Source organism: Pedobacter sp. NEAU-ZC8 (assembly GCF_059278965.1).
On the sequence record NZ_JCAJXC010000002.1, the window covers coordinates 110690 to 136780 of the forward strand.

Annotated in this window: 22 protein-coding genes; 7 read left to right on the forward strand and 15 right to left on the reverse strand. The window is 46.3% G+C overall.

The genetic code is table 11. The features are described 5' to 3' along the window. Positions 1-15 precede the first annotated feature (15 nt). Both AC5WJX_RS02220 and glpK read right to left on the reverse strand, forming a co-directional pair. On the reverse strand, positions 16-744 hold the full coding sequence (locus AC5WJX_RS02220; RefSeq protein ID WP_440428753.1) for an MIP/aquaporin family protein: 729 nt from the start codon (positions 742-744) through the stop codon (positions 16-18). 22 nt (positions 745-766) lie between these two features. Beyond that, a complete protein-coding gene (glpK, locus tag AC5WJX_RS02225; RefSeq protein WP_494483177.1) occupies positions 767-2260 on the reverse strand; it encodes a glycerol kinase GlpK in 1494 nt (497 codons plus the stop codon). A gap of 287 nt (positions 2261-2547) precedes the next feature. Here glpK and AC5WJX_RS02230 point away from each other — a divergent pair, with 287 nt between their 5' ends. Further along, complete coding sequence (locus AC5WJX_RS02230) at positions 2548-3312, forward strand: DeoR/GlpR family DNA-binding transcription regulator (protein ID WP_440428750.1); 765 nt, start codon at positions 2548-2550, stop codon at positions 3310-3312. Positions 3313-3319: 7 nt separating this feature from the next. On the opposite strand, the gene AC5WJX_RS02235 is transcribed toward AC5WJX_RS02230, so the two are convergent. The 8 genes from AC5WJX_RS02235 to AC5WJX_RS02270 form a co-directional block, all read right to left on the reverse strand. After that, complete coding sequence (locus AC5WJX_RS02235; RefSeq protein WP_494483178.1) at positions 3320-4006, reverse strand: GDSL-type esterase/lipase family protein; 687 nt, start codon at positions 4004-4006, stop codon at positions 3320-3322. Then, complete coding sequence (gene glpT / locus AC5WJX_RS02240; RefSeq protein WP_494483179.1) at positions 4006-5349, reverse strand: glycerol-3-phosphate transporter; 1344 nt, start codon at positions 5347-5349, stop codon at positions 4006-4008. The genes AC5WJX_RS02235 and glpT overlap by 1 nt, the downstream gene beginning before the upstream one ends. A 16-nt stretch (positions 5350-5365) precedes the next feature. Then, entirely contained in the window at positions 5366-6271 is a 906-nt protein-coding gene (locus AC5WJX_RS02245) for a glycerophosphodiester phosphodiesterase (RefSeq protein ID WP_494483180.1), read from the reverse strand. Position 6272: 1 nt separating this feature from the next. Beyond that, positions 6273-7685, reverse strand: a complete 1413-nt coding sequence (locus AC5WJX_RS02250) for a calcineurin-like phosphoesterase C-terminal domain-containing protein (protein ID WP_494483181.1) — start codon at positions 7683-7685, stop codon at positions 6273-6275. Between the two features lie 7 nt (positions 7686-7692). Continuing rightward, the gene (locus tag AC5WJX_RS02255) at positions 7693-8973 is read right to left on the reverse strand and encodes a DUF5689 domain-containing protein (RefSeq protein WP_494483182.1); all 1281 of its coding nucleotides are present in this window, start codon (positions 8971-8973) and stop codon (positions 7693-7695) included. Positions 8974-8989: 16 nt separating this feature from the next. Further along, positions 8990-10462, reverse strand: a complete 1473-nt coding sequence (locus AC5WJX_RS02260; RefSeq protein WP_494483183.1) for a SusD/RagB family nutrient-binding outer membrane lipoprotein — start codon at positions 10460-10462, stop codon at positions 8990-8992. Positions 10463-10478: 16 nt separating this feature from the next. Beyond that, a complete protein-coding gene (locus AC5WJX_RS02265) occupies positions 10479-13718 on the reverse strand; it encodes a SusC/RagA family TonB-linked outer membrane protein (RefSeq protein ID WP_494483184.1) in 3240 nt (1079 codons plus the stop codon). A gap of 114 nt (positions 13719-13832) precedes the next feature. Continuing rightward, on the reverse strand, positions 13833-15440 hold the full coding sequence (locus AC5WJX_RS02270) for a glycerol-3-phosphate dehydrogenase/oxidase (protein WP_494483185.1): 1608 nt from the start codon (positions 15438-15440) through the stop codon (positions 13833-13835). Between the two features lie 206 nt (positions 15441-15646). Here AC5WJX_RS02270 and AC5WJX_RS02275 point away from each other — a divergent pair, with 206 nt between their 5' ends. The 4 genes from AC5WJX_RS02275 (at position 15647) to ybeY (ending at position 18813) form a co-directional block, all read left to right on the forward strand. Further along, the gene (locus tag AC5WJX_RS02275; protein WP_494483186.1) at positions 15647-16996 is read left to right on the forward strand and encodes an aspartyl protease family protein; all 1350 of its coding nucleotides are present in this window, start codon (positions 15647-15649) and stop codon (positions 16994-16996) included. A 51-nt stretch (positions 16997-17047) separates the two neighbouring features. Further along, positions 17048-17995, forward strand: a complete 948-nt coding sequence (locus tag AC5WJX_RS02280) for a hypothetical protein (protein ID WP_440428740.1) — start codon at positions 17048-17050, stop codon at positions 17993-17995. Positions 17996-18099: 104 nt separating this feature from the next. Beyond that, on the forward strand, positions 18100-18291 hold the full coding sequence (locus AC5WJX_RS02285) for a cold-shock protein (protein WP_188625455.1): 192 nt from the start codon (positions 18100-18102) through the stop codon (positions 18289-18291). Between the two features lie 78 nt (positions 18292-18369). Next, entirely contained in the window at positions 18370-18813 is a 444-nt protein-coding gene (gene ybeY / locus AC5WJX_RS02290; protein ID WP_494483187.1) for an rRNA maturation RNase YbeY, read from the forward strand. On the opposite strand, the gene AC5WJX_RS02295 is transcribed toward ybeY, so the two are convergent. Then, positions 18806-19615: a putative outer membrane beta-barrel protein gene (locus AC5WJX_RS02295; RefSeq protein ID WP_494483188.1), complete on the reverse strand. Its 810-nt coding sequence runs from the start codon at positions 19613-19615 to the stop codon at positions 18806-18808. The two genes, ybeY and AC5WJX_RS02295, sit on opposite strands and share 8 nt — an antisense overlap. A 498-nt stretch (positions 19616-20113) precedes the next feature. Here AC5WJX_RS02295 and AC5WJX_RS02300 point away from each other — a divergent pair, with 498 nt between their 5' ends. After that, positions 20114-20800, forward strand: coding sequence for a Crp/Fnr family transcriptional regulator (locus AC5WJX_RS02300; RefSeq protein ID WP_494483189.1), 687 nt, complete (start codon positions 20114-20116; stop codon positions 20798-20800). 10 nt (positions 20801-20810) lie between these two features. Here the strand turns inward: AC5WJX_RS02300 and AC5WJX_RS02305 are convergent, their stop codons facing one another. Genes AC5WJX_RS02305 through nirB form a run of 4 tightly spaced genes read right to left on the reverse strand, consistent with a single transcriptional unit; the run spans position 20811 to position 24970 of the window. Next, entirely contained in the window at positions 20811-21221 is a 411-nt protein-coding gene (locus AC5WJX_RS02305) for a hypothetical protein (protein WP_494483190.1), read from the reverse strand. A 3-nt stretch (positions 21222-21224) separates the two neighbouring features. Beyond that, positions 21225-22052: a formate/nitrite transporter family protein gene (locus tag AC5WJX_RS02310; protein ID WP_494483191.1), complete on the reverse strand. Its 828-nt coding sequence runs from the start codon at positions 22050-22052 to the stop codon at positions 21225-21227. An 11-nt stretch (positions 22053-22063) separates the two neighbouring features. Next, entirely contained in the window at positions 22064-22420 is a 357-nt protein-coding gene (nirD, locus tag AC5WJX_RS02315) for a nitrite reductase small subunit NirD (RefSeq protein ID WP_440428734.1), read from the reverse strand. A gap of 36 nt (positions 22421-22456) precedes the next feature. Then, on the reverse strand, positions 22457-24970 hold the full coding sequence (gene nirB / locus AC5WJX_RS02320) for a nitrite reductase large subunit NirB (protein ID WP_494483192.1): 2514 nt from the start codon (positions 24968-24970) through the stop codon (positions 22457-22459). Between the two features lie 344 nt (positions 24971-25314). Between nirB and cobA the strand changes: the two genes are divergently transcribed. Further along, positions 25315-26070 (forward strand): uroporphyrinogen-III C-methyltransferase, encoded by a 756-nt coding sequence (cobA, locus tag AC5WJX_RS02325; RefSeq protein WP_494483193.1) that lies wholly within the window; start codon positions 25315-25317, stop codon positions 26068-26070. Positions 26071-26091 lie beyond the last annotated feature (21 nt).

The window sequence follows — 26091 nt, forward strand, 5'->3', positions numbered from 1 at the left end:
TGGCGGACAAGTTAATTAATTTTTCAGGTACAAAAAGAGCAAGGCGGCAATTGCGGCACCAATAATAGGCCCTACAACCGGGATCCAGGCATAGCCCCAATTTCCATCGCCTTTCTTCGGGATGGGCAGCAGCGCATGCATAATCCTGGGACCAAGGTCGCGCGCAGGGTTGATCGCATATCCTGTGGTACCACCAAGCGAGAGGCCAATGCCCCAGACCAGAAAAGCTACCGGCAATGCGCCCAGGGAGCCCAATCCAAATGGCGTTTTGTCGCCCATCTCGGGGTTTGTAAAATAAAAGATCACAAAAATTAGTACAAAGGTGCCGACCATCTCACCAATCAGGTTGGAGGTCGTATTTCGTATGGCCGGTGCTGTACAGAATACTGCCGCTTTGCAACCAGGATCATGGGTTACCTTAAAATGATCTTTATAGGTAAGCCAGACCAGCAGTGCGCCCAGCATGGCACCCAGGAACTGCGCAAGGATAAACATCGGTGCATTTGCCCAGTCGAACTTGCCCGCAATGGCTAGTCCGATGGTTACTGCAGGATTTAGATGTGCGCCGCTATAAGGTCCGGCAATCACCACTCCCGTGAACACGCCAAGTGCCCAACCTGTAGTGATCACAATCCAACCACTACTTTCGCCCTTGGTACCGGAAAGCACCACGTTAGCCACAACACCGTTGCCCAGCAGGATCACAAACATGGTCCCAATAAGTTCAGCCGTAAATTGATTCATAATTTATTTTGATGAGGTAATTTTATTCAAGTTCTGTCCAAACGTTTACCGCTTTTACCGCCTTATTCCAGCCTTTGATCATTTCAGGCATAGCCGCCGTTTCCTGCGGGGAAAAGCTGTTATCAATCTTCCACTGCTGCTGTATTTCCTCCAGGCTATCCCAGTAACCAATAGCCAGTCCGGCAAGGTAAGCTGCGCCAATGGCAGTCACCTCTGTGACCTGAGGACGTACCACTTGAGTATTCAGAACATCAGCCTGAAACTGCATCAGCAGATCATTTGCCGTTGCCCCGCCATCCACGCGGAGTTCAAGAATATTTTTACCGGAATCCGCTTCCATGGCATTCAGCACCTCCATGGTTTGGAAAGCAATGCTTTCTAAGGCTGCGCGGGCGATATGTCCATTGTTGGTACCTCTGGTCAGTCCGAAGATCGTACCTCTGGCATATTGGTTCCAATGTGGTGCACCTAAGCCCGCAAATGCCGGAACCAGATAAACGCCACCATTATCCGCAACACTAAGCGCCAGCCGTTCTACATCTGCCGAAGTGTTGATGATCTTCAGCTCGTCCCGTAACCATTGCACTACAGCGCCGGCAATGAAGATACTGCCCTCCAGGGCATAGTGAACCTGGTCTTTGATCTTCCAGGCAATGGTGGTTACCAGATTATTTTTAGAGAGGATGGGTGTTTCTCCGATATTCATCAGCATGAAACAGCCCGTACCATAAGTATTTTTTACCATTCCCGGTTGGGTACACATCTGGCCGAAAAGCGCTGCCTGCTGATCCCCTGCTATCCCTGCAATCGGGATCTTTGCGGCCAGGACAGATCCTGAAGTTTCACCATAAACCTCGCTGCATGATTTTACCTCCGGTAAAAGGCTCGCCGGTATATCCAGCAAGGCAAGCAAGTCCTCGTCCCAGGAAAGTGTATGAATATTGTACAGCATGGTTCTGGAGGCATTCGTAACATCTGTTACATGGACCTTACGGCCGGTCATATTCCAGATCAGCCAGGAATCTACCGTACCGAAAAGTAATCTTCCTGCTGCTGCTTTATCACGTACGCCTTCAACATTATCTAAAATCCACTTGATTTTGGTGCCCGAAAAATAGGCATCTACAATTAAGCCGGTTTTCTCCTGGATCAGCACGTCATGCCCCTGTGCTTTCAGCGATCCGCAATAATCTGCGGTCCTTCGGTCCTGCCATACAATAGCATTATATACAGGTTCACCCGTTACCTTATCCCAAACAATCGTCGTTTCCCGTTGATTGGTAATGCCAATCGCCGCAATCTGCTCCGCGGTCAGGTTGGCGTTTAGAACGGCCTCCGTAGCTACAGACACCTGTGAAGACCATATCTCTTTAGGATTGTGTTCTACCCAGCCTGGTTGGGGGTAAATCTGCTTAAACTCACGTTGCGCAATGGAAATAATGGCACCGGTACGATCAAAAACAATCGCACGGGAACTTGTGGTACCCTGATCAAAGGCTAAAATATATTTATTCATACAGTCTGATTTGGTCTCGGTTTTTTCAATATCACAAAATACGAAATCGCCTGTTCAAGTATATGAAATTAAATGAAATATGAAAAGAAACAAAAGCATCTAAAAACGAAAGACCAAATTTGCTAAAGCACTGATCCCAAGCACCATAAAAACCCACCCTGGTGTGTTCGCCAGAACTTGTATTAAAGATTTTACAGCCGATCCCGCCTGCAGTTCCGATCTACCATAAATAAAAATGCTTTGGAATTCAATCCTGGGTATTAAATTGGCCAGACAAATCCTCAATCATGGTTAATATAGCGGAAAGACACCAGTTTATTTTAAATAAAATTCAGAAGGAAGGGCATGTGAGTGTGCTGGATTTATGTAAAGAACTGGATGTATCATCCGTGACCATTCGAAAAGACCTTAAACTTCTCGAAGAAAAGAATTTACTGTTCAGAACCCATGGCGGTGCGACCTTAACCGACACCTACACCGTAGATCGGAACGTCAATGAGAAAGAAAAACTGCAAGCCGCAGAAAAGTCGAAGATCGGGTCAATGGCTGCGAAGCTTATTCAACCGAATGATTCGATCATTATCGCCTCCGGTACAACCGTGCTCGCTTTGGCCAAGAACATTCAACCGCTGGACTCCTTAACGGTAATCACCTCGGCAATAAACGTTGCCCAGGAACTGCTGCGTCACCCGGAAGTGGAAGTACTATTGCTTGGCGGATTGCTCCGCAAGAGCTCTTCTTCCGTTATGGGGCCTTATGCAGAGCAGATCCTGGCAGACTTCTTTTGCAGCAAATTATACCTGGGGGTTGATGGTATCGATCTGAATTTCGGTATTACGACAACGAATGTCCTGGAAGCACATCTAAACCGGCAGATGATTGCAGTATCACACAAAGTAATTGTGCTTGCCGACTCCACCAAATTCGGGAAACGTGGCTTTGGACGTATCTGCGGTGTCGAAGAGATCGATGAAATTATCACCGACAGTGGCATTTCCAGCCACATCAAACAGCAGCTGGAAGGCATGAGCATTAAGGTGACCATCGTTTAAAGATCATCTATTTCAAATAATCAGCCTGCTTCAGTTTTGCTTTAAAAACCTCATAGCCAGCAGCATTTGGATGTAATCCATCCTTGGTCAGCTCCTTTCTCAAATGGTTTTCTTCATCCAGAAAGTCTGGATAGATGTCAATAACAGAGACCTTGCCGCCTGCAAATTTCCGGATTTCAGCATTTACCCAAAGGATATGTTCATCCTTGTTGTAATGATTTTTGAACTTTCCAAAGGAACTATTGACCGGTAACAAGGTGTACACATAGACCTTTGTTCGTTTTGAGCCCTGACGTATACGCGATACAATTTTCTTGATGTTTCCAATGATCAGGGAATCGGGAATGTTCCTCGAGATATCATTTATGCCGATCAGCAGGAATACCTTCGCCGGCTTACCTGCGATCACTTCATCCAGGCGCTCCAGTACACCATAGCTGATATCTCCAGAAATTCCACGGTTTCTAGCATTAGGCAAGTCAAGCAGGGTTGCCCAGTTTGTTCCAGCGGTGATGCTGTTACCCAAAAAGACAACATCCTTTTTGGAGTGGGCCGCCTTCCTGAATTTGGCAACCTGCTCCGCATAGGTTTTTGGACGATAGGTACTGTCCCAGGTCAGCTTTTGTGCTCCTGCGCTACTTCCAAGCAGGAACAAGATAAAAAAGAGGCAGCCAGTCTTAAATGCGTTCTTCATTATTTTAGGTTTACTAAGTTCTGTTTTTCGCGGTTCCATGATAGTGCCGTAAAGAATATGGATAGGATACATGCTGCAATGATCATCTCAAAGGCACCATCCCAGCCCCATTCATCCACCACAATACCAATTGCGATGTTCGCAAATAAAGCGCCTCCAAGGTACCCAAATAGTCCGGTCAACCCTGCAGCAGTACCTGCAGCCTTCTTCGGCACCAGATCCAGTGCCTGAACACCGATCAGCATCACCGGTCCATAAATTAGAAATCCAATAAAGATCAGCGCCGCATTGTCTACCCAGATGTTACCCGGAGGATTCTTCCAATAAACAAAGACCGCGACCGTTACCAGTACCATATAGATCACGGTTGCCGGTGCTCGTCGACCTTTAAACACCTTATCACTAATCCAGCCGCACAACAGTGTCCCCGGGATACCTGCATATTCATACAAGAAATAAGACCAACCTGATTCATTGATTGTAAAGCCTTTTGCCTCCTTCAGAAAGGTCGGCGACCAATCCAGGATACCATAACGCACCAGGTAAACAAAAGCATTCGCGAAAGCGATGTACCATAACATCCGGTTATTAAACACATAGGTAAAAAAGATCTCTTTTGCACTGAGTTCCTTCTCCTGTTCTGCAGAATAGTTCTTTGGATAGTCATTTTTGTAGGCTTCAATTGGCGGCAGTCCGCAGGCCTGTGGCGTATCACGCACCAGGATGTAAGCAATTAAGGCAAACACCAAAGCGATCATACCAGGGAAATAGAACTTACTCTGCCAGTTTCCGAAGATCTCTATGGCCAGGATGGTCACCGGGCCAACCAGGCCGCCACCCACGTTATGCGCCACATTCCAGATGGACATCATTGTACCCCGCTCCCGAATGGAATACCAGTGTACCACCACCCTTCCGCATGGCGGCCAACCCATTCCCTGGAACCAGCCATTTAAAAACAATAGGATAAACATGACCGTAATGGAGGAGGTGGCAAAGGGAAATACCCCCATGAAGATCATGGTAAAGGCCGAAAGCACCAGTCCAACCGTGAGGAACTTCCTCGCATCACTACGGTCGGAAACGTTGCCCATCAAAAATTTGCTGAGGCCATAAGCAATGGAAACGCCCGAAAGCGCAAATCCAAGTTCGGTCTTGGAATAGCCCTGAGCAATCAGGTCGGGCATACCCAGGGAAAAGTTCTTCCGTACCAGATAATAACCTGCATAACCCAGGAAAATGCCAAGAAAAACTTTCAGTCGTTGTGATTTGTATTCAGGATCAATTCGTTCCTGTGGTAAGAGCGGCTTATGTGCTGCCGGCTTTAGTAAGTCAAAATTCATTTATAGGGCTTAGGTGTTAGTCTACAAGCAAGTTCGGGTAGTCGGAGATGATACCATCTACGCCCAGGCGCTTCAGTTGTTCAATCTCTGCCTTTGTATTTGGCGTCCATGGAATGACTTTCATATTCAGATCATGGCATTTTTTCACCAGCTCAGCATCGACCAGTTTGTAAGCAGGACTGTAAATGAAAGGTGTATAGCCAAGCTTTTTCAGATTGTCTTCCACATTACCCTTGTCCACCAGATAGGAGCTGCGGATGTCAGGATATTTTTCATGCAAATACTGAATGGTCCTTACATCAAAAGATTGGATGACAACATACGGACTGATCTTTTTAGCGCGTATAACCGCCATCAGCAAGTCCACAAACTGCGCTGGAGCAGGATTTAACACGTTGTCTCCATCCTTGCCCATCTTTGTTTCAATGTTGTAAAAGGGCTGCTTGATGCCTTTTACCTTGGCATAATGCTGCACCGAGTCAATCAATTCCGATAATAATGGAATTTGTGCTTTCACTTTCAGCTGCTCGGGAAACTTACTGTAGTATTTAGCGCCTACATCGTATTTTTTCAGCTCCTCATACCGCATCTTGTATAGGATCAACTGCTTCGATTGTTCCTTTGTAATCTCCTGGCCTTCAGGGCTAAGCGTAAACAGGGGATTCAGATATTCATCATGTGATAGTACAACCTGGTGATCACCAGTGATATGCGTATCCATCTCCAGTGTGGTCACACCCAGATCCATGGCTTTTTTCATCGCCATAATGGTGTTTTCAGGCATTAAACCACGGCCACCACGATGGGCCTCGGTGCTGAAGGCTGGAAATAAAGCCGGCTTATTGCTATTATCGGTTTTAACGGTCTTGCATGCGGTTCCAAATAGCAGGGCAATGCCAACCATGTATTTTAAACTTTTCATATTAAGCGTCGATTTCTGTGCTGAACTGTTCGCCAAAACGATCTGTAGCGATTACTTTTATTCGCTTTACATCGTTTTCGATACGGGCAACAAAAAGGTGGTCTGTTTGACGTGGTTCCGGGAAATGACGCCCTGCAGGAAGCTCAGGCCCTTTATATAACCGGGTTGCAAGGGGATCAAGGCCTACCTTTTGCCCCAGAATGCCCATCGGCCGGCCATCTAGAAAATATTCCACCTTCCATTCCGGATCCCAGTTGTAGACGTTACAGGTTAAGGTTTTCTGTCCCGCTAAAGTCTCCAGGTAGGCGCTCAGCTGTTTTGTCCGATCTTCCCCGGTAGACTTATAGTACCACTTCAAATTGGCACCATCAACCTCATAAACGCCATAACCACGTGGGGTACCATCTTCGCATACCGGCCCCGTCCACCAGGCACCACACACCGTTCCGTGGTTGTGCTCGTAAATGCCGTTGCTGATCACATTTTTATTGTAATGGGTATGCCCTGACATAATGTGAACGTTCGTATAACCTTCCAGTACCTTGTACAAATCGGCCTTATTTTTCACTCCGCTATGTACCGGAATATGGAGGTTGATGATCAAGAGCTGATCTTTTGCAACATGCTCCAGGTCCTTTGCCAGCCATGACAGCTGCTCCTCTACCAGAAAGCCATCATAATCACGATCCGTACCTAAATAGCGTACGTTCTCTAACACCACATAATGCGCCTGCCCCCGATTGAATGAGTAATACGTTGGCCCGTAAGTCGCTTTAAAGGTAACATCCGAGGTTTCATCACCGCCTTTACGGTAGTCCATATCATGGTTACCCAGGGCCTGAAAAAACGGGATACCCATTTTAGCAACCGCCTGGTTATAATCCTGAAAAAGTTCCTGCTTATCCCAGACGATATCGCCTACGCAAATGCCATGAACCAGCGTGCCGCTACCCATACCCTGTACCAGCTGCTGCACATCCGGAACTGACGTTTCCATCATCTGCTTCACATCATTTTTGGTTTTCACCTGCGGATCCGCCCATACGATGAACCGGTGACGCGAATCTGTGCCGGATAGTCGCTTCAAAACGAAATCGTGGTTCTTACCACGGCCAAGCAGGTGATAATGCCTGGAGATGCCATCCGTGTGCAGGAACTCGTAGCCTGCAGGTGTGCTCAGCCAAACCGAGCTTGCACGTTCATGCGGCTTTAAGGAATAGTAACCTCCGGCATTGGTCTTCACCACGGAATAACCATCAGAGACAACAACACCTGCAATCCCCTTTGTGCCATCGGTAACCCGGCCTTTCAGCTTCTTCTGCCCGGAAAAAAAGGAAAAAGACTGGCCGGGTATACTGAAAACCAGTGCCCCGCCAATCAAGGATAATCTTTGTATAAATGACCTTCTGTTCATCTTATGCTTAGTTAGAATAGATAGCGATATCTTCGATACTCAACCTGCCGTTTAAAATATTTGGAACGCTGGTCGTACCCAAACCTAGTTTATTGATCCGGAAACGTACGTTACCCTTAATGTCTAACAGGAAGGTCTCCTGTCTGGATGCACCACTCTGACACTGAATATCAGGACCGGCAGCAAGCCAGGTCAGACCACCATCGGTTGAATATTCTAAGCGCAAGGTACTCACCGCATCGGTGTAATAAGCGCCTGCCCAAAATGTAACCTTTGAAGCCCCGTTCGGAAGGTCAAAGTTCATCTGTAAGAAGGCCGATTCTTTAAGGTTCTGCTGCATCCGGATGCTTTGTAGGCCAGGAGCATTGATGCGGTCGCGGCCAGCGGTTGCAGCCAGAATCGATTGATACAACTTCCAGTTTCCTGTTTTCAGGTTGATGCTGTTATCCGGCACCTCGGCGGTATTCATGTTGTAAGAACCTTTCATAGATTGATCCGGACTCTCAAAACTCTCTGGCCAGTTCGGATAAATCGGGCCGCTGGCATTTTCCACGTCAGCCGCAGTTCTTAACCGCAGCTGCGGGGTTGTCCCGTAGTTCCCGGCTTCGTCACCAAACAATGGAATTACGGTGTAGGTTGCACTCGCTGGTAAGCTATTGCTTGCAAAAGTGGCTTCCGCTGCGGTATACAAGGCAACCGCACTCCCCGAGCCATCATCCAGCATCTTATTGCCCGCATAGGTTTCTCCTGTTTGAGGCACCGGCTTAGCATCTGCAGTAACCTTAAGCAGCGTATTTTCATACAGCTCGAAATTACCCAATAATGCCCCCAATGCAACCGTTCTTGGCGATACCACATTAGCTGAACTCACCTTGGTAATGTTTGCAGGACTAATACCTTTTAGCTGAAGCGACGCACCAACCTTCGACAGCGTACTGCCTTCAACATTGATCAGCAAGGAATCACCTGGCAGGTAGTTCGATGCGGCATCTCCAAGCTCGACAAGTAATCCTCTTACCTGCCCTCTGCTTGAATTCTGAATGATAAGGCCACCCTTTGGAAAGTTATTCCCCGTCAAGTTAGAAATCACGACACCACCGGTCTGTGTTGCACCCCCAAGTGCCTCCGCGTTTAACTGTACATCACTGCCTTTATAGGCATTTTTAACTACGTATAGCGCAGCAAAGGAATTTACGGTTCCATCTGCAGGCCTTTCATCCTTTTTACAGGCATTAAATAGCAGCGCGCATAAAGTCAACGCCGTTATGAATGAATAAATCTTCTTCATGTTCTTTCTATTAGGATTACTTATTCCACCAAACCTTTGTGTTCATATCATCAGGCCCGATTGCAGCAACCGCAGCAGCGTAATTGGCCGAATTCAGCGACTGTACATTGACCGGATACCTGAGTCTTGACGGCATCTGTCCGCCATTCTCCAGCCCGGCACCTTTTGGCAGCACCGGATGTCCGGTTCTTCTGTGTTCAAACCATTGCTGAAAGTCGGTAAAGAACAAGGTATAATACTTCTGAAGGTGTATTTTCTCCATCTTCCTGTCCATACTCTCCTCCGGATTCCATTTGATGAACTCATTTTCAAGCTGCCCCTCAGGCACTTCAACACCCCAGAAAGTGATGGCATTGATTACCCCATTGTCATAATAAGTTTTCGCGTCAGCGCTGATGTAGCCTTTCAAAGCCGCTTCAGACAATAAGAACTGTAACTCTGCATAGTTCATGATGTTCCCTAATAAAGGCTCATTCATCAGTGCATCAAGGTAAGTAGATCTCTTTTCCGGCACTTGTCCCCGGGCATAGCCACTCGGCACGCCGATATAGGTTCCACCGTCGATGGTTGCCCATCTGGTTCTGCGCGGATCATTCCACTGGTTCAAAGTGTTGATGAAAAATTCTGTCAGACCATTGTTCCCGCTGAAGTCAAACGGTCTTCCGCCGTAGAAAGAAGAGGTGTATGGCGGCGTCATGGTATATCTTACCACCGCAGACTCTTCATTGCTGCTCATGATCGGATAGTTTGCAGCATTGCTTTCCACGATCTCTCTGATCTTTGCAGCAGCGTTTGTTTCTGGCTTTCCAGACACCCGCATCAGCAAGCGCAGGTACATAGAGTTGCCAAATTTACGCCAGTTGGTGATGGTACTTGCTGAAGTTGCACCGGTATTGCGACCATATAGCGGATCATAAGCCAACTGCTCAGCGGTCATGGTGGTACCTTCTGCGAGCAGCGTATTCGCTTCTTCCAACTTGCGGAAAAGATCTTTATAGATGTCTTCCTGGCGGTCGAATTTTGGCTGATAAGAACCTTCGCGGCCCTTTCCAGCTTCGGAGTAAGGTACATCGCCGTAAGTATCAGTAATCAGGGAGGTTACGTATACCTCACAGATCAGTGCAATACCCATGAAGGTCTTATTGTTCAGGTCATTCGCACGGGTGTACATGTCTTTGAAATTGGTTAACTGCAAGTACCAGTTGTTCCACATGTAATCGGATTCTCCCGGGCGCACCACGTAGCGGTGTATTTCATCGCCATCGGAAATGGCAACATGGTCCTGCATTAACTCGTGGGTAAGTCTAAGCGCACGATTATTATTTCGCGTAACAACGTCCCAAAGTGATGGCGTCAGCAGTGCTTCGGGTAATGCCGCCGCACTGCGGTTGGGATCTGTATTGATCTCTTTAAAGTCCTTTTTACAGGAAGTATTTAGGAGCAGGCCTGAAAGTAAGATCAGGCAAAAAGTTTTGTATGTAGTTTTCATGATTCCTGGCTAAAGATTAAATACCTATACTGATGTTTAGTCCGAAGGTGCGGGTAGATGGGAACTGCCCGGTTTCGAAGCCTGCAGTGATCTCACCGGAACTTCCAATGGTACCAAATTCCGGATCAAACACCGGCCAATCGGTAAACATGAACAGGTCACGACCGTAAACACCAATTGTTGCGCGTTGCAAACCAAGCTTCTTAACTAGGTTCGGTCGTAGGCTATAATCAAACCTGGCTTCCCGGAACTTGATAAAGTCGGTACTGAAAGTATTCGCTTCTACGTTGTCACGCTGGAAATGGGTTTTATAATAGGTAGCTGTGCTTGCTGCAACTACGGTATTCGGGCTGTACGTTCCGTCTGCATTCTGCACCACCCCTTTTCCGATGATACCGTTGTATCTTCCCGGTACGGTTTTCTGCAATTTACCTTCGTCAGCAAGTACGGAATGTGTTAAAGAATAGGCACGTCCACCAAACTGTGCATCAAACAATAGGTTCAGGCTGAAACCTCTAAAGCTGAAGCCCGCACCTAAGCTGCTTTTGTATCTTGCAGTGGAATTACCCAGATATTTGCTATTCTGATCCAACACTGGATAGCCATCACGATAAACAATCTGCCCATCAGGGGATCTTAGATAACCCAAGCCGTAGATATCGCCCATAGATCCGCCTACCCTGGCTTCTATCGTTCCTCTCGGACCAGTAGACATCACGATGGTACCCACGCTGTCTGCGAGCTCCACAACCTTGTTTTCGTTGTAAGAGAAGGTACCGAAAACGTTCATGTTTAAACCATTCTTTGATTTGATCGGGGTACCATTTACCTGAAGTTCCAGACCTTGGTTCTGTACTTCTCCGACATTCAGAATGGTGGCATTATAACCAGAAGCCCGGTCAACCGGTGAAGAAATGATCTGATCCCTGGTGTTGTTCTTATATGCGGTAAAATCAATTTCCAGACGATTATTGAAGAAACGGGTATCTAAACCAAGTTCGTAACTGGTCGTTGCCAGTGGTCTGAGTTCCGGGTTAGCGATGACTGTAGGATTCAAAAGGCTCCCCGGGAAGGTTGTTGGCGAATAGGCATAAGCCGTTTGGTAGGCTGTCGTCGAACCGCTACCCGCGCCTGCAATCGATGCACGCAGTTTCATAAAAGAGATGATTTCCGGCATTTTAATCTTCTCCGACAGAACAGCACTGAAACTAGCTGATGGGTAAAAGAAGGAAACATTGTCTGTGGAGGTAGGTGTTGCCAGGGTACTTGCCCAGTCATTTCTTGCCGTTAAGTCCATGAACAAGAAGTTGTCGTAACTCAATGAACCTAAGGCATAGAAACTGTTTACAGCATACTGTGTCCGGTTAGGCAAGGCAACCAGTACATTTTTGCTGTTGGAGAAATTGTAAATGCCCGGATACAACAATTGTTCCGCACGAAGTTCATCACGGGTATATTTGTTGTGCATCCTGCTTCCACCACCCGTTATGGAATATTCAAACTTTGATCCGATCTTATCATTATAACGAAGCAAAAAGTCTGTGTTTACCTCCTGATTGTAGATGTTCTGTGTGCGGAACATCCCTGTTGCATACTTGTTGGTACTGAATGGACGTTGCTGCGAACGGGCATCATACGACATATCCATCGACGTACGAACCATCAAACTCAGGTTTGGCAGGAAGTTATAGGTTGCTGTAACGTTTCCAACCACATTATGACGGTCAGACTTGTTAAGCATTTCATTTGCGATAAGGTATGGGTTGTCCAATAAACTACTGAAAGGGCGGTTTTGTAAGAGCCCCTCCTGCCCTGGCATCCAGTAATCCCTGAACCAGTCCATATTCATGTTAGGCGTAAGGCCGCGCATGAAATACATGATGGTTTGATTGTTATACCCGGTAGATGGCAAATTATCAGAATATTTATTGGTGTAGTTTACTTTACTGGTGATCTGTAGCTTGTCGGTTAGCTTGTGGCTAATAGATAGTGCCACCGTATTCCTGGTGTACCCGGTATTTGGTATGATCCATTTATTCTTCAGGTTGGTGATCGACAAGCGCGCGCTGGACTTCTCGTTTGCGCCGTCTAATGCTATGCTATTGATGAAGTTTGTTCCGGTTTGAAAGAAGTCCCGGTGGTTATTTTCATAGCCCACCCAGGGTAAACGCTCCGCACTTGTGGTCCGGGTTACAGGATCATACTGAAAGAACTTCTGGCCATCAAATTTAGGTCCCCATGCGGAACTGGTACTTCTGGTACTTGCACCATCTGCAGTTGCCAGGTAGGAGTAATATAGATCCTGACCCACATCACCCTGTCCGTATTCTGTCTGGTAGTCTGGCCAGCGTGAAATGGTCTCAATAGAGGTATTTGAATTGAAGCTGATCCCGATACCTTTCTGTCCCTGTCGGCCAGATTTGGTGGTAATGATCACGGCACCATTTCCACCTCTTGAACCGTAAAGCGCTGTTGCAGCAGGTCCTTTCAAAACAGAAATGTTTTCGATATCATCAGGGTTGATGTCGGCAAGGCTGTTTCCAAAATCTGCCGGCGATTCGCTGGAAAGGTAGGCACCGGATCCTGTTCCCGTGGATCTGCCGCTACTGCCGCTGGTGATTACCCCGTCAATAACGATCAGGGCTTCACTTTCACCCGATAGCGAATTCTCACCACGTAAAATAATTTTGTTGGATCCTGCGGGTCCACCACCTGACTTAACCATGTTTAAACCTGCAACTTTACCAGAAAGTGCATTGGTCCAGTTGTTGGAAATGGCATTCGTCACATCTTTATTGTCGAGCGTTGAAACCGAATATCCCAGCGCTTTTTCTTCCCGTTTAATGCCCAGGGCGGTTACAACAACTTCATTCAGCTCACTCGATGACTCCTTTAACCTGACCGCTAATTTAGGCTGGTTAGCGTTGATCGGTAAGGTTGTGGCAGTATAGCCAATCATGGTAAAGCTGAGCACAGAACCTTTTGGAACCTTAATGGTAAAAGCACCGGTGCTATTGCTCGTGCCATAAACTTTTCGTTGTGCATCCATAATGGTTACACCCGGGAGCGCCTGTCCGCTCTGGTCATCTACGATGGTTCCGCTTACGGTAACCAGCTCCTGCATCTGCTGGCGATATTCCAGTGCGACACTGGGAGCCGCAAACGACCCCAGCGGCATTTGCGCAGCGTACATAAACAAAGCAACGCCAGCAATATACTGCCCAGCCTTGCGCCGTTGAGTAAATCTTTTTTTCATACTATAGGTATTATACTTGGTTTCGTTTTTGTTGTGGCATTTCAATTTATTTCGTTTTTTAAAAGGCCACGAAGATCTTGATTGCAGTCAAGTTGTATGTTAAGGAATTATTAATTAAACCTTCGTAACGTAAGATTTACCGATGCTGCCGGATCCCGCAGGTCGCAGGAGATAGTCATTTGCCAGCATGCTGAACGCTTCCACCTGATTATTAATCCACTGTTCATCTTGTTTTAATTCCCCTGCCATGATGCGTGCTACAGCCGGTGCGAGTTCAATCGCTGCCGCTGCATCCAGGAACAGGATGCGGATTCTTCTTGCCAGCACATCTTCCACCTTGCGTGCCATCTCATTCCGCACTACCCACACCACTTCCGCAGCGATGTATGGATGCTTTTCATGTATTTTACGCCCCAGCTCCGGTTGCGTGGTAACCAATTTGCGAATACCTTCCGCATCAGCGCCATATACCGCAAGGGCATCATTGGAGGCCGTCGCAGTATAACCGTGTACTTTTGTCGTCCGCGTTACACAAGCCGCCGGGGAAAGTTTACCCAAGGCAATGGCTTTGTCAACAACGTCCATGGCCATTTTCCGGTAGGTGGTCCATTTTCCACCAGTGATGGTAATCAGCCCTGATTTACTTACAATTAGCTTATGACTTCTGGAGATCTCTTTCGTTTTATTGGTATCCTTACCTGGTGCGGCCAGTGGGCGTAAGCCAGCGAAAGCGGAAAGCACGTCTTTCCGTGTAGGGGCCTTCGACAGATACTTGCCTGCGGTATTCAGAATAAACGCTATTTCCTCCTCCAAAGGGCGAGGTTCGGAACTGTGTGTATCCAGCGGCGTATCTGTTGTACCAACCAGTACTTTTCCATGCCATGGCACTGCAAATAACACCCTGCCATCAGAAGTTTTCGGAATCATCAGCGCGCTATTGCCTTTCAGGAAGGACTGGTCCAGTACCACATGGGCACCCTGACTTGGCCGTACTAACGGATCACCTTTCGGCACATCCATTTTTAAGATCTCATCTACAAAAACGCCGGTTGCATTGATCACCACCGAAGCCTCCAGGTTATAAGTCTTTCCACTTTCCAGATCTTCCAGGCTTAGACCGCAAACTTTGTCTCCCTTTTTAGTTAAGCCGGTAACTTTCGCGTAGTTCAGCAATACGCCACCATGTTCAGCAGCCGTTTGTGCCAGGTTAATTGCCAATCTGGAATCATCAAACTGCCCGTCACTATAACTTACACCCCCGATCAATCCCTCCGGATTTAAGCCGGGAATGGCTTTCATAACCTCCGCTGCAGAAAGAAAGCTGGACTTGCGGAAATCATTCTTTCCAGCCAGCAGATCATAGAATTTCAAGCCGACCAGGTACATGTATTTTGTTTTCCAGGAATAACAAGGAATAATAAACTCCTGATCATGAACCAGATGCGGTGCATTGGTCAGCAACAGGCTTCGCTCATGCAAAGCTTCATAAACCAGCGCAATATCACCCTGTGCCAGATATCGCACCCCGCCATGTACCAGCTTTGTACTTCTACTTGATGTACCTTTTGCAAAGTCGTCCTGCTCCAGCAGCAAAGTTTTGTATCCACGACTTGCTGCATCCAGCGCTGTGCCTAAGCCTGTTGCACCACCACCAATTATAATGATGTCCCAATCCTGCTGTTCTTCCAGCTTGCTTATTGCTGAATTCCGATCTAATATCATTTCGATTCTTTTATAAAAAGCTTCGTTATCTTTCGTTTTAGCTTTCAAAACAAAAGTAATGAAACAATAAACAATTCCAAGTTTTGCAGAAGAAAAAGATTTACAAGATTCTTCCGCCTACGTTTACAGGCATTTACACCCTATTACACAGCAAATAGCCTGGCTGGAAATGAATTGAAATCAAGGCAAGTTTTTCATGGAAGCTTATGGATGATCCGGAAATCCTATGGAGCCTGATATTAACCGCGTGGCAGAATTATGGAAAGCGGCAGATGAAGTATCCTTTGAAATTCTTAAATTACTTAATGCTTTTAGGATTTTTGGCTATTGTTCGGATTTGCCATTGGCTGCTTGTCATCTGGCTGCTGCTTTTATGGCCTCCTGCAGAAGTACAAGGACAACAATTTGAGTTCAGAGGCAAAAGGAAGCAGCAAACCATGAACTTCCAGCTGATCAAAAACCTGATTGTGATCCCGGTTTACATCAATGACAAAGGGCCCTTCAACTTCATTCTCGACACCGGCGTATCCCCTTTGCTCATCACAGACCCCAGCATTCTGGACACGCTGGATTTTTCGCAGCTACGGCCGATGAAGATCTCCGGGCTCGGGCAGGGTGAGATGATTGAAGCTTATTCTTCAAACACCATTGATGTCAGTGTTGGTGCCTCCAGGATGGATAATGTGCCTACGGCCATTCTAAAGAGCGATATCTTCAACCTGTCAAACTTCCTGGGTATACATGTACATGGTCTAATTGGCTACTATTTTTTAAACAGCTTTGTGGTCCATGTAGACTATTTCAGCCATACGATGAAATTTTACCGGCACGAGCTGAAGCGGAAGATCAAAGGTTTTGCGGTACCGATGGAGATGATCCTTAACAAGCCTTACCTGCACCTCTCCGTCATGGCACCTAACGTGGGGCTCTTCAATGCCCGGCTCCTGATGGACAGTGGCGCCAGCTTCGCCCTTTCCCTGGAGAGTTTAGCCGGTCAGAAGTTTCCCCTGCCCGACAGCAACATTACTGCAAACTTAGGTATGGGCTTCGGTGGTTTGATCAGCGGACACATCGGTCGCGTTCATAATTTGAGTATCGGCCGGGTGACCTTAAGTGACGTATTAACAAATTACCCGGATTATGCCGATGGTGCGGCAAAGGTAATGTCCACCGGGCGAAATGGCAGTATCGGAGCGGAGCTGCTGCGGCGTTTTCACATCACTTACGATTACCGGAACAGTGTGGTTTACCTTAAACCAAATAGCGCATTGAAAAACGCGTTTGATCATGATATGTCAGGCATGGAAGTCTATATGGAAGAAGGTAAGTCAAACCGCTTTTTCATCGAACGCATTGAAGAAAATTCACCTGCAGAAAAGCAGGGTATACGTCCTGGTACCGAGTTGCTGGAGATCAATTTCAAGTCCGTTACCAGCCTGGACCTGCAGACCATTGTGCAGCTGCTTAAAGCCGGAGACGGTAAAAATGTAGTCCTTAAACTATTCCAAAATGACGAAATCGTTTATAAAGTCCTAACTTTAAAAAAGAGAATCTGAGCTCCTGCCCGCTTGCGGGCATTATTTTTACGTGTAATCCGTTTATAGAGAATGTTAAATTTCAAAACGCTGATTTATTTTTTAGCTGTTGGATTGGTAATTAGTGCGTGTAACTCCACACCTGAAAAAAATGCAAAGAAAGAAAAGAAGAAAAAAGAAGACATAAAAAGACTGGATTTTACGCCGATCGTTGGCATAAAATACCATGAGGTGACGCGTCGCTTCAGTAACGGGCTTTCCTTTTCTGATATCGGCTTTCAGCAGGAACCCAGCTGGATCATACAGTTTGCCTCGAATGATACAGTGAAAGCCTGGAGTCCGCAAAAGCAGATCATGCAGTCCTTCTACTTCATGTACGATCACGGGGATGTCTATAATTTCGCCGGTGAGTGGTTCCGGATCAAAGGGTTCAGCAAAGACAGCATCCGCATGCAGCGTCTGCAACTCACCAACCGGGTGATTGAGAAAGACATCCGCTCGGATGTTTTCATGACCTATTATTCGGAAGATTACCTTAAGAAGATCAACAAAACCCCTGAAGAACTGCGTAAGCCTACCGCGGCTGATACGGCTTTCATCCGCAAGCTTGTTGCGCGGGCCGACCGCAATCCGGCAAATGCCGATAGCGCTTTTGCGGGCCGCATTCCTGTGCAGTTCACTCCAAAAAGTAAGATCATCAGCGTAAAGAAGCTAAGTACAGTAGATCGATTGGTCGGCAGAACGGAGTCTTACGACTATTTGTTCCCCGAGTACCGCATTAAAATAGAAAAAGCTTATCAGGATTTTGGCTACTCATTTACGGCGGTGGTCGACAAGCATGGTAAGATCTACCTGAACAGCTTCCGGGATGATATGCCTGAATATCATGAGCAAAGAAAAAAGGTATTGGAGGGCATCATTGACGTGTACTTACAGAACCTGCTGATCGTGAAACCTGGCAGCACGCTGGGCATCCCACATTCTTCTGAAATCACCCTAAATGTGAGTGGGAAAAAGTAGGAAAAAAGTCACATAATTTCTATATTCCTCAAAAATTCAAGCATTTACTTGTTTATAACAAATAATGACTACCTTGCACACTTAATTTTTTAATACATAATACAATGCAAGAAGGAACAGTAAAATTTTTTAATGTAACAAAAGGATTCGGATTCATCATTCCAACAAACGGAGATAGCGAAATCTTTGTACATTCAACAGGCCTTATCGACGAAATCCGTGAAAACGACAAAGTAGAATACGATGTAGAAAGCGGTAAAAAAGGTTTGAACGCGATCAATGTTAAAGTAATCTAGATTTCATTAAACATATTCGTACAAGCTTCCCGGAAATTCCGGGGAGCTTTTTTTTTATCTTTGCATTTTTAGCATACCATGAGCAAAGCTGCCATACACTTCTTTACGGAAGAGATCTCCTTCACCTTGAAAAACAAGACCATCATCCGTAACTGGCTTCGGGAAACGATCAGTGCGGAAGGTTATGTACTGGAAGAACTAAACTTCATCTTCTGCTCTGACGAATATTTATTGGGTATAAACCAACAATACCTCGATCATGACACTTATACCGACGTGATCACTTTTGATAACTCAGAGGCCCTGAAAACGATCGTAGGCGATATATTTATCAGCATTGATAGGATCAAAGAAAATGCGAAGGAATTTAAGCATGATTTTATGGATGAACTTTGCCGTGTGATGGTTCATGGAACATTGCATCTGCTGGGTTACCCCGACAAGGGTAAAGTGGCCAAAAAGATCATGACGGAGAAAGAAGATCTCTACCTGGCGAAACTGGTACTGAAGCCTACTACTTAAAAGCCACCTTTGCCCCCAGGAATACCATAGAGGTACGATGTTCTGGAAGCTGAATACCCGGTTGATTGCTGAACCGCAAACCATCCAGTGATCTGTTCCAGTTGATCCGCACATAGGTTAAGTTAAGCCCTATTGCCCATTTATCGCTAATTTTGAAGTCCAATCCGGTGAAAGGTTCGTAATTCAGGAAGAACCTGGACCGATAACTGGACTTTGACTGCCCCGAAGCCGTGCTTGTGTTATCCTGCCCTTGATCGGGGTAGTATTTTCCTGAGGAATTCAACTGCTGGTAAAGCAGCCCTGCACCAAGTTTTAAGCTTGCACCGGCCCCTACATCAAACGTCAGAAAAGGCCTGACCTGCAAAGAGAAGGCTCTGCTTTGTATATCAAGGGCATCATATCCTTCATCTTCCTCGTGATCATAGAACAAATTAAGTGGGTTTAAAAAGTACGCTCCAAGGCCAGCTTCAATGCCCATGAGTTTATTAATTTGCTTTCCGTAACCAAAATCTAAAATCAAGCCTTCTTTCGTTTCATAATCCTGTGCCTCGGCTTCATCGGCAAAAGCGTAGGTTGCAAGGTCTTCAACAGATAGCTTAAAAGCAGCATAAAAGTAACCTTTCTGACCATCGTCAATTTTGTCAACGGTTTTCGATTTCGGCGCATTTACAAGTGCATCATTCCCAGTTTCCAAAGGGTTTTTAAGTCCAACGGTTCCCCCTTTCTTGTTTGTCGTACTATCCTGCTGCGCATGGGTTACGGCCGGCAAGAGCATCAGCAAGGTGCATAAAAGTGATTTCATGATATGCCGTACTGTTCGTAGAGCACACATCCTGAATGATCCTGCATTCATAGGTTCTGCTTATCTCGTTTAATGATCATGCGATAGTTACAGCAGGGTTCGCCATGAAGGAGCATTGTTAGATGAGGGTTTGGGAGCGTATTGATTGGCATAAATTAAGCGGTTTACCTCTAAATGTAAGTCTTAGATGCCGGCATTGCAAAATTCATTATCGCTAAGTACAGGGATTATAGCTGATTCCGTGTCCATCTGGGTTCCACCCGGCATCGATCCGGTATCAGGGCGTATCAACCCCGGTTGGAGGCCGGTTCGATGCCGGATTGAGGGCGGCTCGACCTCCCACCTGGTACCTGCCAGTATCATTGCTTGTTTTTTCCTGAGTCAGCGTTGCAGGAGGGCTCAAATTATTAGAGGCAACGCTCGCGCTTTACAAATTTTTATTTTAGCTTGGCATGCGCTGTAATGCGCCCTGAGACATCATCGGTTTAACGAAAAGAAATGAAAAAGAGCCCACCTTGTGATATGAAGCGCTGTTTGATGTGCCAACTTGCACTGCCGGCATGGCAACCGGCAATCCAAGCCCATAAGAAAAACTATTTGGTTAGAAAAGGGGAAACGATTTTTCAAGAAGGTGATCCCGTTACCGGCGTATATTTCGTTTATGATGGCAGCGTAAAAGTACATAAGCAGTGGGGCGACAAAGACATTATCATCCGTTTCGCAACCAAAGGCAAGATCTTTGGGCACCGGGCGCTGGGCGAAAGCGCTTCTGTTTACCCCATATCAGCTACTGCAATTGAAGCCAGCACCATCTGTTTTATTGATAAAGACTTTTTCCTGTCTACCCTGCGTGTAAACCATGATTTTGCCTTTAAGCTCATGATGTTCTATGCAGAAGAGCTTCGGGAATCGGAAGAGAAAATGCGAAACCTGGCACTCATGTCTGTGAAGGGCCGGTTAGCGGCTGCTTTCCTTCAATTGCAATCCATCTTTGATGTCGATGAGGACGGCTGCATCAGCATTGATATGAGTCGACAGGATCTTGCCGCATTCACCGGTGCTAGTTATGAAACTGTATTTCGTACCATGAATGAACTGATCCAGGAAAACCTGATTGAACTGTCTGGTAAAAAAATCCGCATTATCAATACCGACGGACTGCAACTGCTTAGCAAAGCCAGTTAATTAGTGGTCCTTAAAACTTATAACCTAAACCTAGCCCTGCCTTCCAAACACCGTCTTTGGTGGTAGTTTTACTGTTGTAATACAACGGCAACTGCAAAGCAAGGTGTTTAAAGGAAGCTGTTAATCCAAAGCCCAGAGAAGGCGTGATCACCGAATTTTTCGGAACCTCAGCTGGAGCCTGGTCCTCCTTTATCCGCAAGCCCGGTAATAAACCTAACATTACGCAATATGGCTTTTTGCTAAACTTAATTGCGGGGCCTGTGCAGTTTATGAAGGCTCCATGATCCAGATATCCGGCTACCAACAAGCCATCGAATAGTTGCGCTTTAGCCTTGATGCCTTCAGCAGACTGCGCTTTCAGCCTTATCGCGGGACACAGGATCAGCAAAGCAAAAACACTCGTCCGGGTAAAAATCTTCATCTATCAGGAGTTTAAGTTTAATGGTGTTTGAACTGTTTTCTGCTCAGGCTTACCATGCGTATAGTAGATTGCCATACCTGTGAAAAGCAGCCCACCTACGATGTTCCCGAGGGTAACGATGAGTTGATTGTCCAGCCACCAGCTTGCCAGGCTTACCTTGGCGCCAAATAACATTCCTGCAGGAATAACAAACATGTTGACTACCGCGTGCTCATAACCCAGCGCGAAGAATATGAATATTGGTATGCTTGCCGCAATGATTTTTCCGGAGGTCGACTTGGAAGTCATGGCCATCACCACACCCATGCAGACCATCCAGTTGCACAATACGGCTTTCACAAATGCGGTAAGCAATCCCGCGGCCCCATGGCTGGCATAGCCGGTGGTTTTCCGTTCCGCGGCGGCAACCAGCATTTTATCTATCGGACCGAGAACCGTCAGTGTTCCAGTTTCTGAAGAAGCGCTCCAGAACAATAATGCAAATACCAGGCTGCCCAGCAAATTGCCGGTAAAGACCCAGAACAGGTTGCTCAACATCGTTTTCGCCGTAATCTTCTGCTCAAACCAGGCGAGTGGAATCAGCGAAAAACTACCGGTTACGAGTTCCATACCCAGGATAATAATGATGACAAACCCTACTGGAAAAACCAGTGCGCCGGCCATAGGCAGTTTGGTTTGAGATGCTGCAAGATTTGCCAGCGTCACGGATATGCCCAGCAAGGCACCTGACATGCTTCCGCGGATCAGCAGGTCTTTTATAGAAAGTGCTGATTTCGATACAGCAGCAGCCATCATGTTGCCTGCCACTTCTTTTGGTGATACATAATCCATCTGGTGTCGTTCTAATTTGTAAATCCGATGTAAACCAAACCATCTTCAACCCTTACCGGATAGGTCTTCAAGGTACCGCAATCGCCATTCAGGCATTCACCCGTTTCCAAGGAAAAAGTTTTCTTATGAAAAGGACAGGCAACTTTGGGATGATCGCCCATGGTGCCGATCATGCCCCGGCTTAAAGCCATCTGCTGCTTATGCGGACACTGGTTCTGTGTCGCATACCATTCCTGGCGGCGGGTGAAATAGAAAAGCGCAATCTGCTCCTGTCCAAATTTGACACATACACCACCATTTTCGGCGGCATCATCTACCTGGCAAGCTGCAATCCAGGTATAGGTTTCTTCGGCACATGCTACATTCATAATACTGTTTTTTAGGTTTGAAAAATGAAGTTGATTTTAGGCTTTGGTCCATTCTGCTTTTTTCTGCCCCCGCATTTCAGTGAAGGCTATGGATGGGTCTTTCTCTCCCGGTGCGTTAACGAAGTGGTTAAATCTTTTACGGATGGCCGGATTTTCTACCGCTTCCTTCCATTCGCATTTGTATAGCTGCACTTGTTGCTCCATCTCCTTTTCCCAGACCTCGGCCATGCCGATGCTGTCGTTCACGATGACATTACGGAGATAGTCGATACCACCTTCCATCTTGTTGAGCCAGGTGGCAGTGCGGGCCAGTGGATCTGCGGTGCGCATGTAAAACATCAGGAAGCGGTCCAGGTATCGAACACAGGTATCGCTGTCCAGATCGGTTGCGAGCAGCTTGGCATGCTGTGGTTTACTGCCGCCGTTACCGCAGACATACAAATTCCAGCCTTTCTCGGTCGCAATAATTCCAAAATCCTTACCCTGTGCTTCTGCACATTCCCGGATGCAGCCACTCACACCCCCTTTGAACTTATGAGGGGTTCGCAGCCCTTTGTAACGTTCTTCAATTCTGACGGCAAAGCTCACACTGTCGTGCAGTCCAAAGCGGCACCAGGTGCTGCCAACGCAGCTTTTGACGGTTCGCAGCCCCTTGCCATAGGCATGTCCGCTTTCAAATCCTGCAGCGATCAATTCCTCCCAAATCAGCGGCAGATCCGTAAGGTGTGCTCCGAAGAGATCGATTCTTTGTCCTCCGGTGATTTTAGTGTAGAGGTTATATTTTTGTGCCACCTGCCCGATAACGATTAGTTTTTCCGGCGTGACTTCCCCCGCAGGAATTCTAGGCACCACAGAGTATGAGCCTCCTTTTTGAATATTAGCGAGGAAGCGGTCGTTGCTGTCCTGCGCAGTATCATTACCCCGCTCCAGGATCATTTCTTTCCATAAGCTTGCTAAGATCGATGCGACCAGCGGTTTGCAAACTTCACAGCCATCGCCGGTACCCAGATGGTCAAGCACTTCATTGTAGGATTTGATCTCATGAATATGAATCAGATCATACAATTCCTGTCTGCTATAGCTGAAATGCTCACAGATGATGTTGCGGACGTACTTACCATTGGCTTTCATGGTATGGAGCAATAAGTCTTTTACCATCGGAATACAGCCACCACAACCGGTACCAGCCTTGGTACATTTTTTTAAGGCATCTACCGATTCACATGAATTTGTGGTTACGGCATCACAGATTTGAAGTTTGGTGATGCCTTCACAGCTACAGATCAGTGCTTCATCTGGCAAAGCAGCAATACCTGCATGCGCTTGATCTGCAGCTCCTGCACCCCTGGCCCCAAGAATCAGGTCCTCTGGATTTGGTGGCAAGAGAATCTTGTTGTTTACCGTTTGCAGCAGCAGGTTATAGGCGCTGGCATCACCGATCAGGATACCGCCCAGGAGGTACTTTCCGTCGTTGCTGATGTTGATGCGTTTGTAGGTACCCCTATGGGTATCTTCAAAAATGATGGTTCTGCATGCAGGTTCTTTGATGGCTGGATCACCGAAACTTGCAACGTCAATTCCAATGAGTTTAAGTTTTGTGCTCATATCAAAACCATGGAAGGTTTTATGACCGCTGCTAAGATTTTCGGCAAGCACTTCCGCCATTTCGTATCCAGGAGCAACCAGACCATAGATCATCTGTTGGTAAATGGCACATTCGCCTATGGCAAAGATGTCCGGATCACTGGTTTGCATTTTATCATCAACAATGATTCCTCCTCTACTGCTTACCTCCAACCCACATTGTCTGGCAAGTTCATCTCTTGGCTTGATGCCGGCCGAGATCACCAGCATATCAACTTCCAGCGTAGTATCATCACTAAACTGTAGTCCGGTGATGTGATGCTCACCAAGTACAGCAACCGTGCTTTTATTAAGATGAATGGAAAGACCTAAGTCGTTTAGCTTAGCAACCAGCATCTCACTGCCGGCGGCATCAATTTGTCTGGGCATCAAACGAGGGGCAAATTCAATGACATTGGTTTTTTGGACGCCCAGATCAATCAGGGCTTTGGCAGCCTCCAGCCCTAGCAAACCGCCTCCCATAACAGCTGCATTTTTGGTATTCTCCGCATAACTTCGAATCAATTCTAAATCGTCCAGATTCCGATATACAAATACGCCCGGCTTAGATAAGCCAGGGATATTGGGAACGAAAGCCGCAGAACCGCTGGCGATAACCAGTTTGTCATAGTGGATGATCATGCCCGAACGGGAATGAATTATTTTCTGTGTCCGTTCGATTTGCTTGACCGCATCATTCAGAAACAGTGTGATTCCATTTTCTGCATACCAGTCTGCACTGCAAAGCGCTAAGTCATCGGCAGATTTTCCATTGAAGAATTCGCTTAAATGTACACGGTCGTAAGCACGACGGGACTCTTCAGCAAATACAATGATGTTAAAAGCTGTTGTTTTTGCAATTAACTTCTCGCAAAATTTATGGCCTACCATGCCATTTCCGATAACTACTATAGTTTCCTTTTTCATCTGATTAGTATTTTTTAATTGAAAAAGCATTCATGATAACATTTCTCTCACCCGACCTTATATTTCAGGCTTTTGGTTCATGAATTAGGAAAATATTTGGTTTAGCACAGTTATTTACACCTAAAATCCATTACTCGATCAGTTTTAAACCGATAAAAGGCGGTAAAAAGCATCTAACAATTTAAAATCCATTGATTTTAAATGTAAGTTATGACATTAACAAGCATAAAAACAAATTATTTTTAACATTTACCCGAAATAATATGATATAAATCATGTTTTACAAATTTAAACACATAGTTTTAGGGTAACACAAATTATAAAACCGATAAACTTTGAATATCATGCATAAAAAATTAGAAAATGGCTTATATTTAATTGGCGGAGGTCCAGGAGACCCTGAATTGATTACGGTTAAGGCACAAAGAGTACTGAAAAATGCTGATGTGATCTTGTTTGACAACTTAATTAACCGGGATTTACTTGAAATTGCGAAAGAAAGCTGTAAAAAGGTCTATGTAGGTAAGCAACCTTATGGAAATTACATGCCGCAGGAAGAGATACATCAACTTATAGCCACATATTGTCTGCAGGATCGCGTTGTGGTTCGCTTGAAAGGTGGAGATCCCTACATTTTTGGACGGGGCTATGAGGAAGTTCTATATGCGGCAGCCCTTGGTATTAAAAGTTTTTACGTGCCCGGGATCAGCAGTATGCAGACCACGGGATTGCATGGTATTCCCTTAACCCATCGAGGGGTAAGTGAAAGCATCTGGGTCATTACCGGTACAAAAAAAGATGGTTGTTTATCTGCTGACCTAAGCTGTGCCATCAATAGCAAGGCTACAGTGGTCATTTATATGGGCATGAAAAAATTGCGTGAAATCGCTGAGGTCTATCGTTCGGCAGGACTTTCAGAAATGCCTGCGGCGATTATTCAACATGGCTCCTTGCCACAGGAAAGGAAGGTGATCTGCACTGCTGGAAAGCTGGAGTTAGCCGCGAAGAATGCAGGACTCAGTTACCCCGCAATTTTGGTTATTGGCGCGGTGGTACAGGTCGGTCAACAAGCGACAGAAGTAAAATTACATTCTGCTTAAATGCCTGAAACTGAATGCAAA

Bases quoted from the DNA above. Each gene is read 5' to 3' on its own strand.
- AC5WJX_RS02220 (WP_440428753.1), bottom strand. From the start codon at position 744: ATGAATCAATTTACGGCTGAACTTATTGGGACCATGTTTGTGATCCTG.
- glpK (WP_494483177.1), bottom strand. From the start codon at position 2,260: ATGAATAAATATATTTTAGCCTTTGATCAGGGTACCACAAGTTCCCGT.
- AC5WJX_RS02230 (WP_440428750.1), top strand. From the start codon at position 2,548: ATGGTTAATATAGCGGAAAGACACCAGTTTATTTTAAATAAAATTCAG.
- AC5WJX_RS02235 (WP_494483178.1), bottom strand. From the start codon at position 4,006: ATGAAGAACGCATTTAAGACTGGCTGCCTCTTTTTTATCTTGTTCCTG.
- glpT (WP_494483179.1), bottom strand. From the start codon at position 5,349: ATGAATTTTGACTTACTAAAGCCGGCAGCACATAAGCCGCTCTTACCA.
- AC5WJX_RS02245 (WP_494483180.1), bottom strand. From the start codon at position 6,271: ATGAAAAGTTTAAAATACATGGTTGGCATTGCCCTGCTATTTGGAACC.
- AC5WJX_RS02250 (WP_494483181.1), bottom strand. From the start codon at position 7,685: ATGAACAGAAGGTCATTTATACAAAGATTATCCTTGATTGGCGGGGCA.
- AC5WJX_RS02255 (WP_494483182.1), bottom strand. From the start codon at position 8,973: ATGAAGAAGATTTATTCATTCATAACGGCGTTGACTTTATGCGCGCTG.
- AC5WJX_RS02260 (WP_494483183.1), bottom strand. From the start codon at position 10,462: ATGAAAACTACATACAAAACTTTTTGCCTGATCTTACTTTCAGGCCTG.
- AC5WJX_RS02265 (WP_494483184.1), bottom strand. From the start codon at position 13,718: ATGAAAAAAAGATTTACTCAACGGCGCAAGGCTGGGCAGTATATTGCT.
- AC5WJX_RS02270 (WP_494483185.1), bottom strand. From the start codon at position 15,440: ATGATATTAGATCGGAATTCAGCAATAAGCAAGCTGGAAGAACAGCAG.
- AC5WJX_RS02275 (WP_494483186.1), top strand. From the start codon at position 15,647: ATGGATGATCCGGAAATCCTATGGAGCCTGATATTAACCGCGTGGCAG.
- AC5WJX_RS02280 (WP_440428740.1), top strand. From the start codon at position 17,048: ATGTTAAATTTCAAAACGCTGATTTATTTTTTAGCTGTTGGATTGGTA.
- AC5WJX_RS02285 (WP_188625455.1), top strand. From the start codon at position 18,100: ATGCAAGAAGGAACAGTAAAATTTTTTAATGTAACAAAAGGATTCGGA.
- ybeY (WP_494483187.1), top strand. From the start codon at position 18,370: ATGAGCAAAGCTGCCATACACTTCTTTACGGAAGAGATCTCCTTCACC.
- AC5WJX_RS02295 (WP_494483188.1), bottom strand. From the start codon at position 19,615: ATGAAATCACTTTTATGCACCTTGCTGATGCTCTTGCCGGCCGTAACC.
- AC5WJX_RS02300 (WP_494483189.1), top strand. From the start codon at position 20,114: ATGAAAAAGAGCCCACCTTGTGATATGAAGCGCTGTTTGATGTGCCAA.
- AC5WJX_RS02305 (WP_494483190.1), bottom strand. From the start codon at position 21,221: ATGAAGATTTTTACCCGGACGAGTGTTTTTGCTTTGCTGATCCTGTGT.
- AC5WJX_RS02310 (WP_494483191.1), bottom strand. From the start codon at position 22,052: ATGGATTATGTATCACCAAAAGAAGTGGCAGGCAACATGATGGCTGCT.
- nirD (WP_440428734.1), bottom strand. From the start codon at position 22,420: ATGAATGTAGCATGTGCCGAAGAAACCTATACCTGGATTGCAGCTTGC.
- nirB (WP_494483192.1), bottom strand. From the start codon at position 24,970: ATGAAAAAGGAAACTATAGTAGTTATCGGAAATGGCATGGTAGGCCAT.
- cobA (WP_494483193.1), top strand. From the start codon at position 25,315: ATGCATAAAAAATTAGAAAATGGCTTATATTTAATTGGCGGAGGTCCA.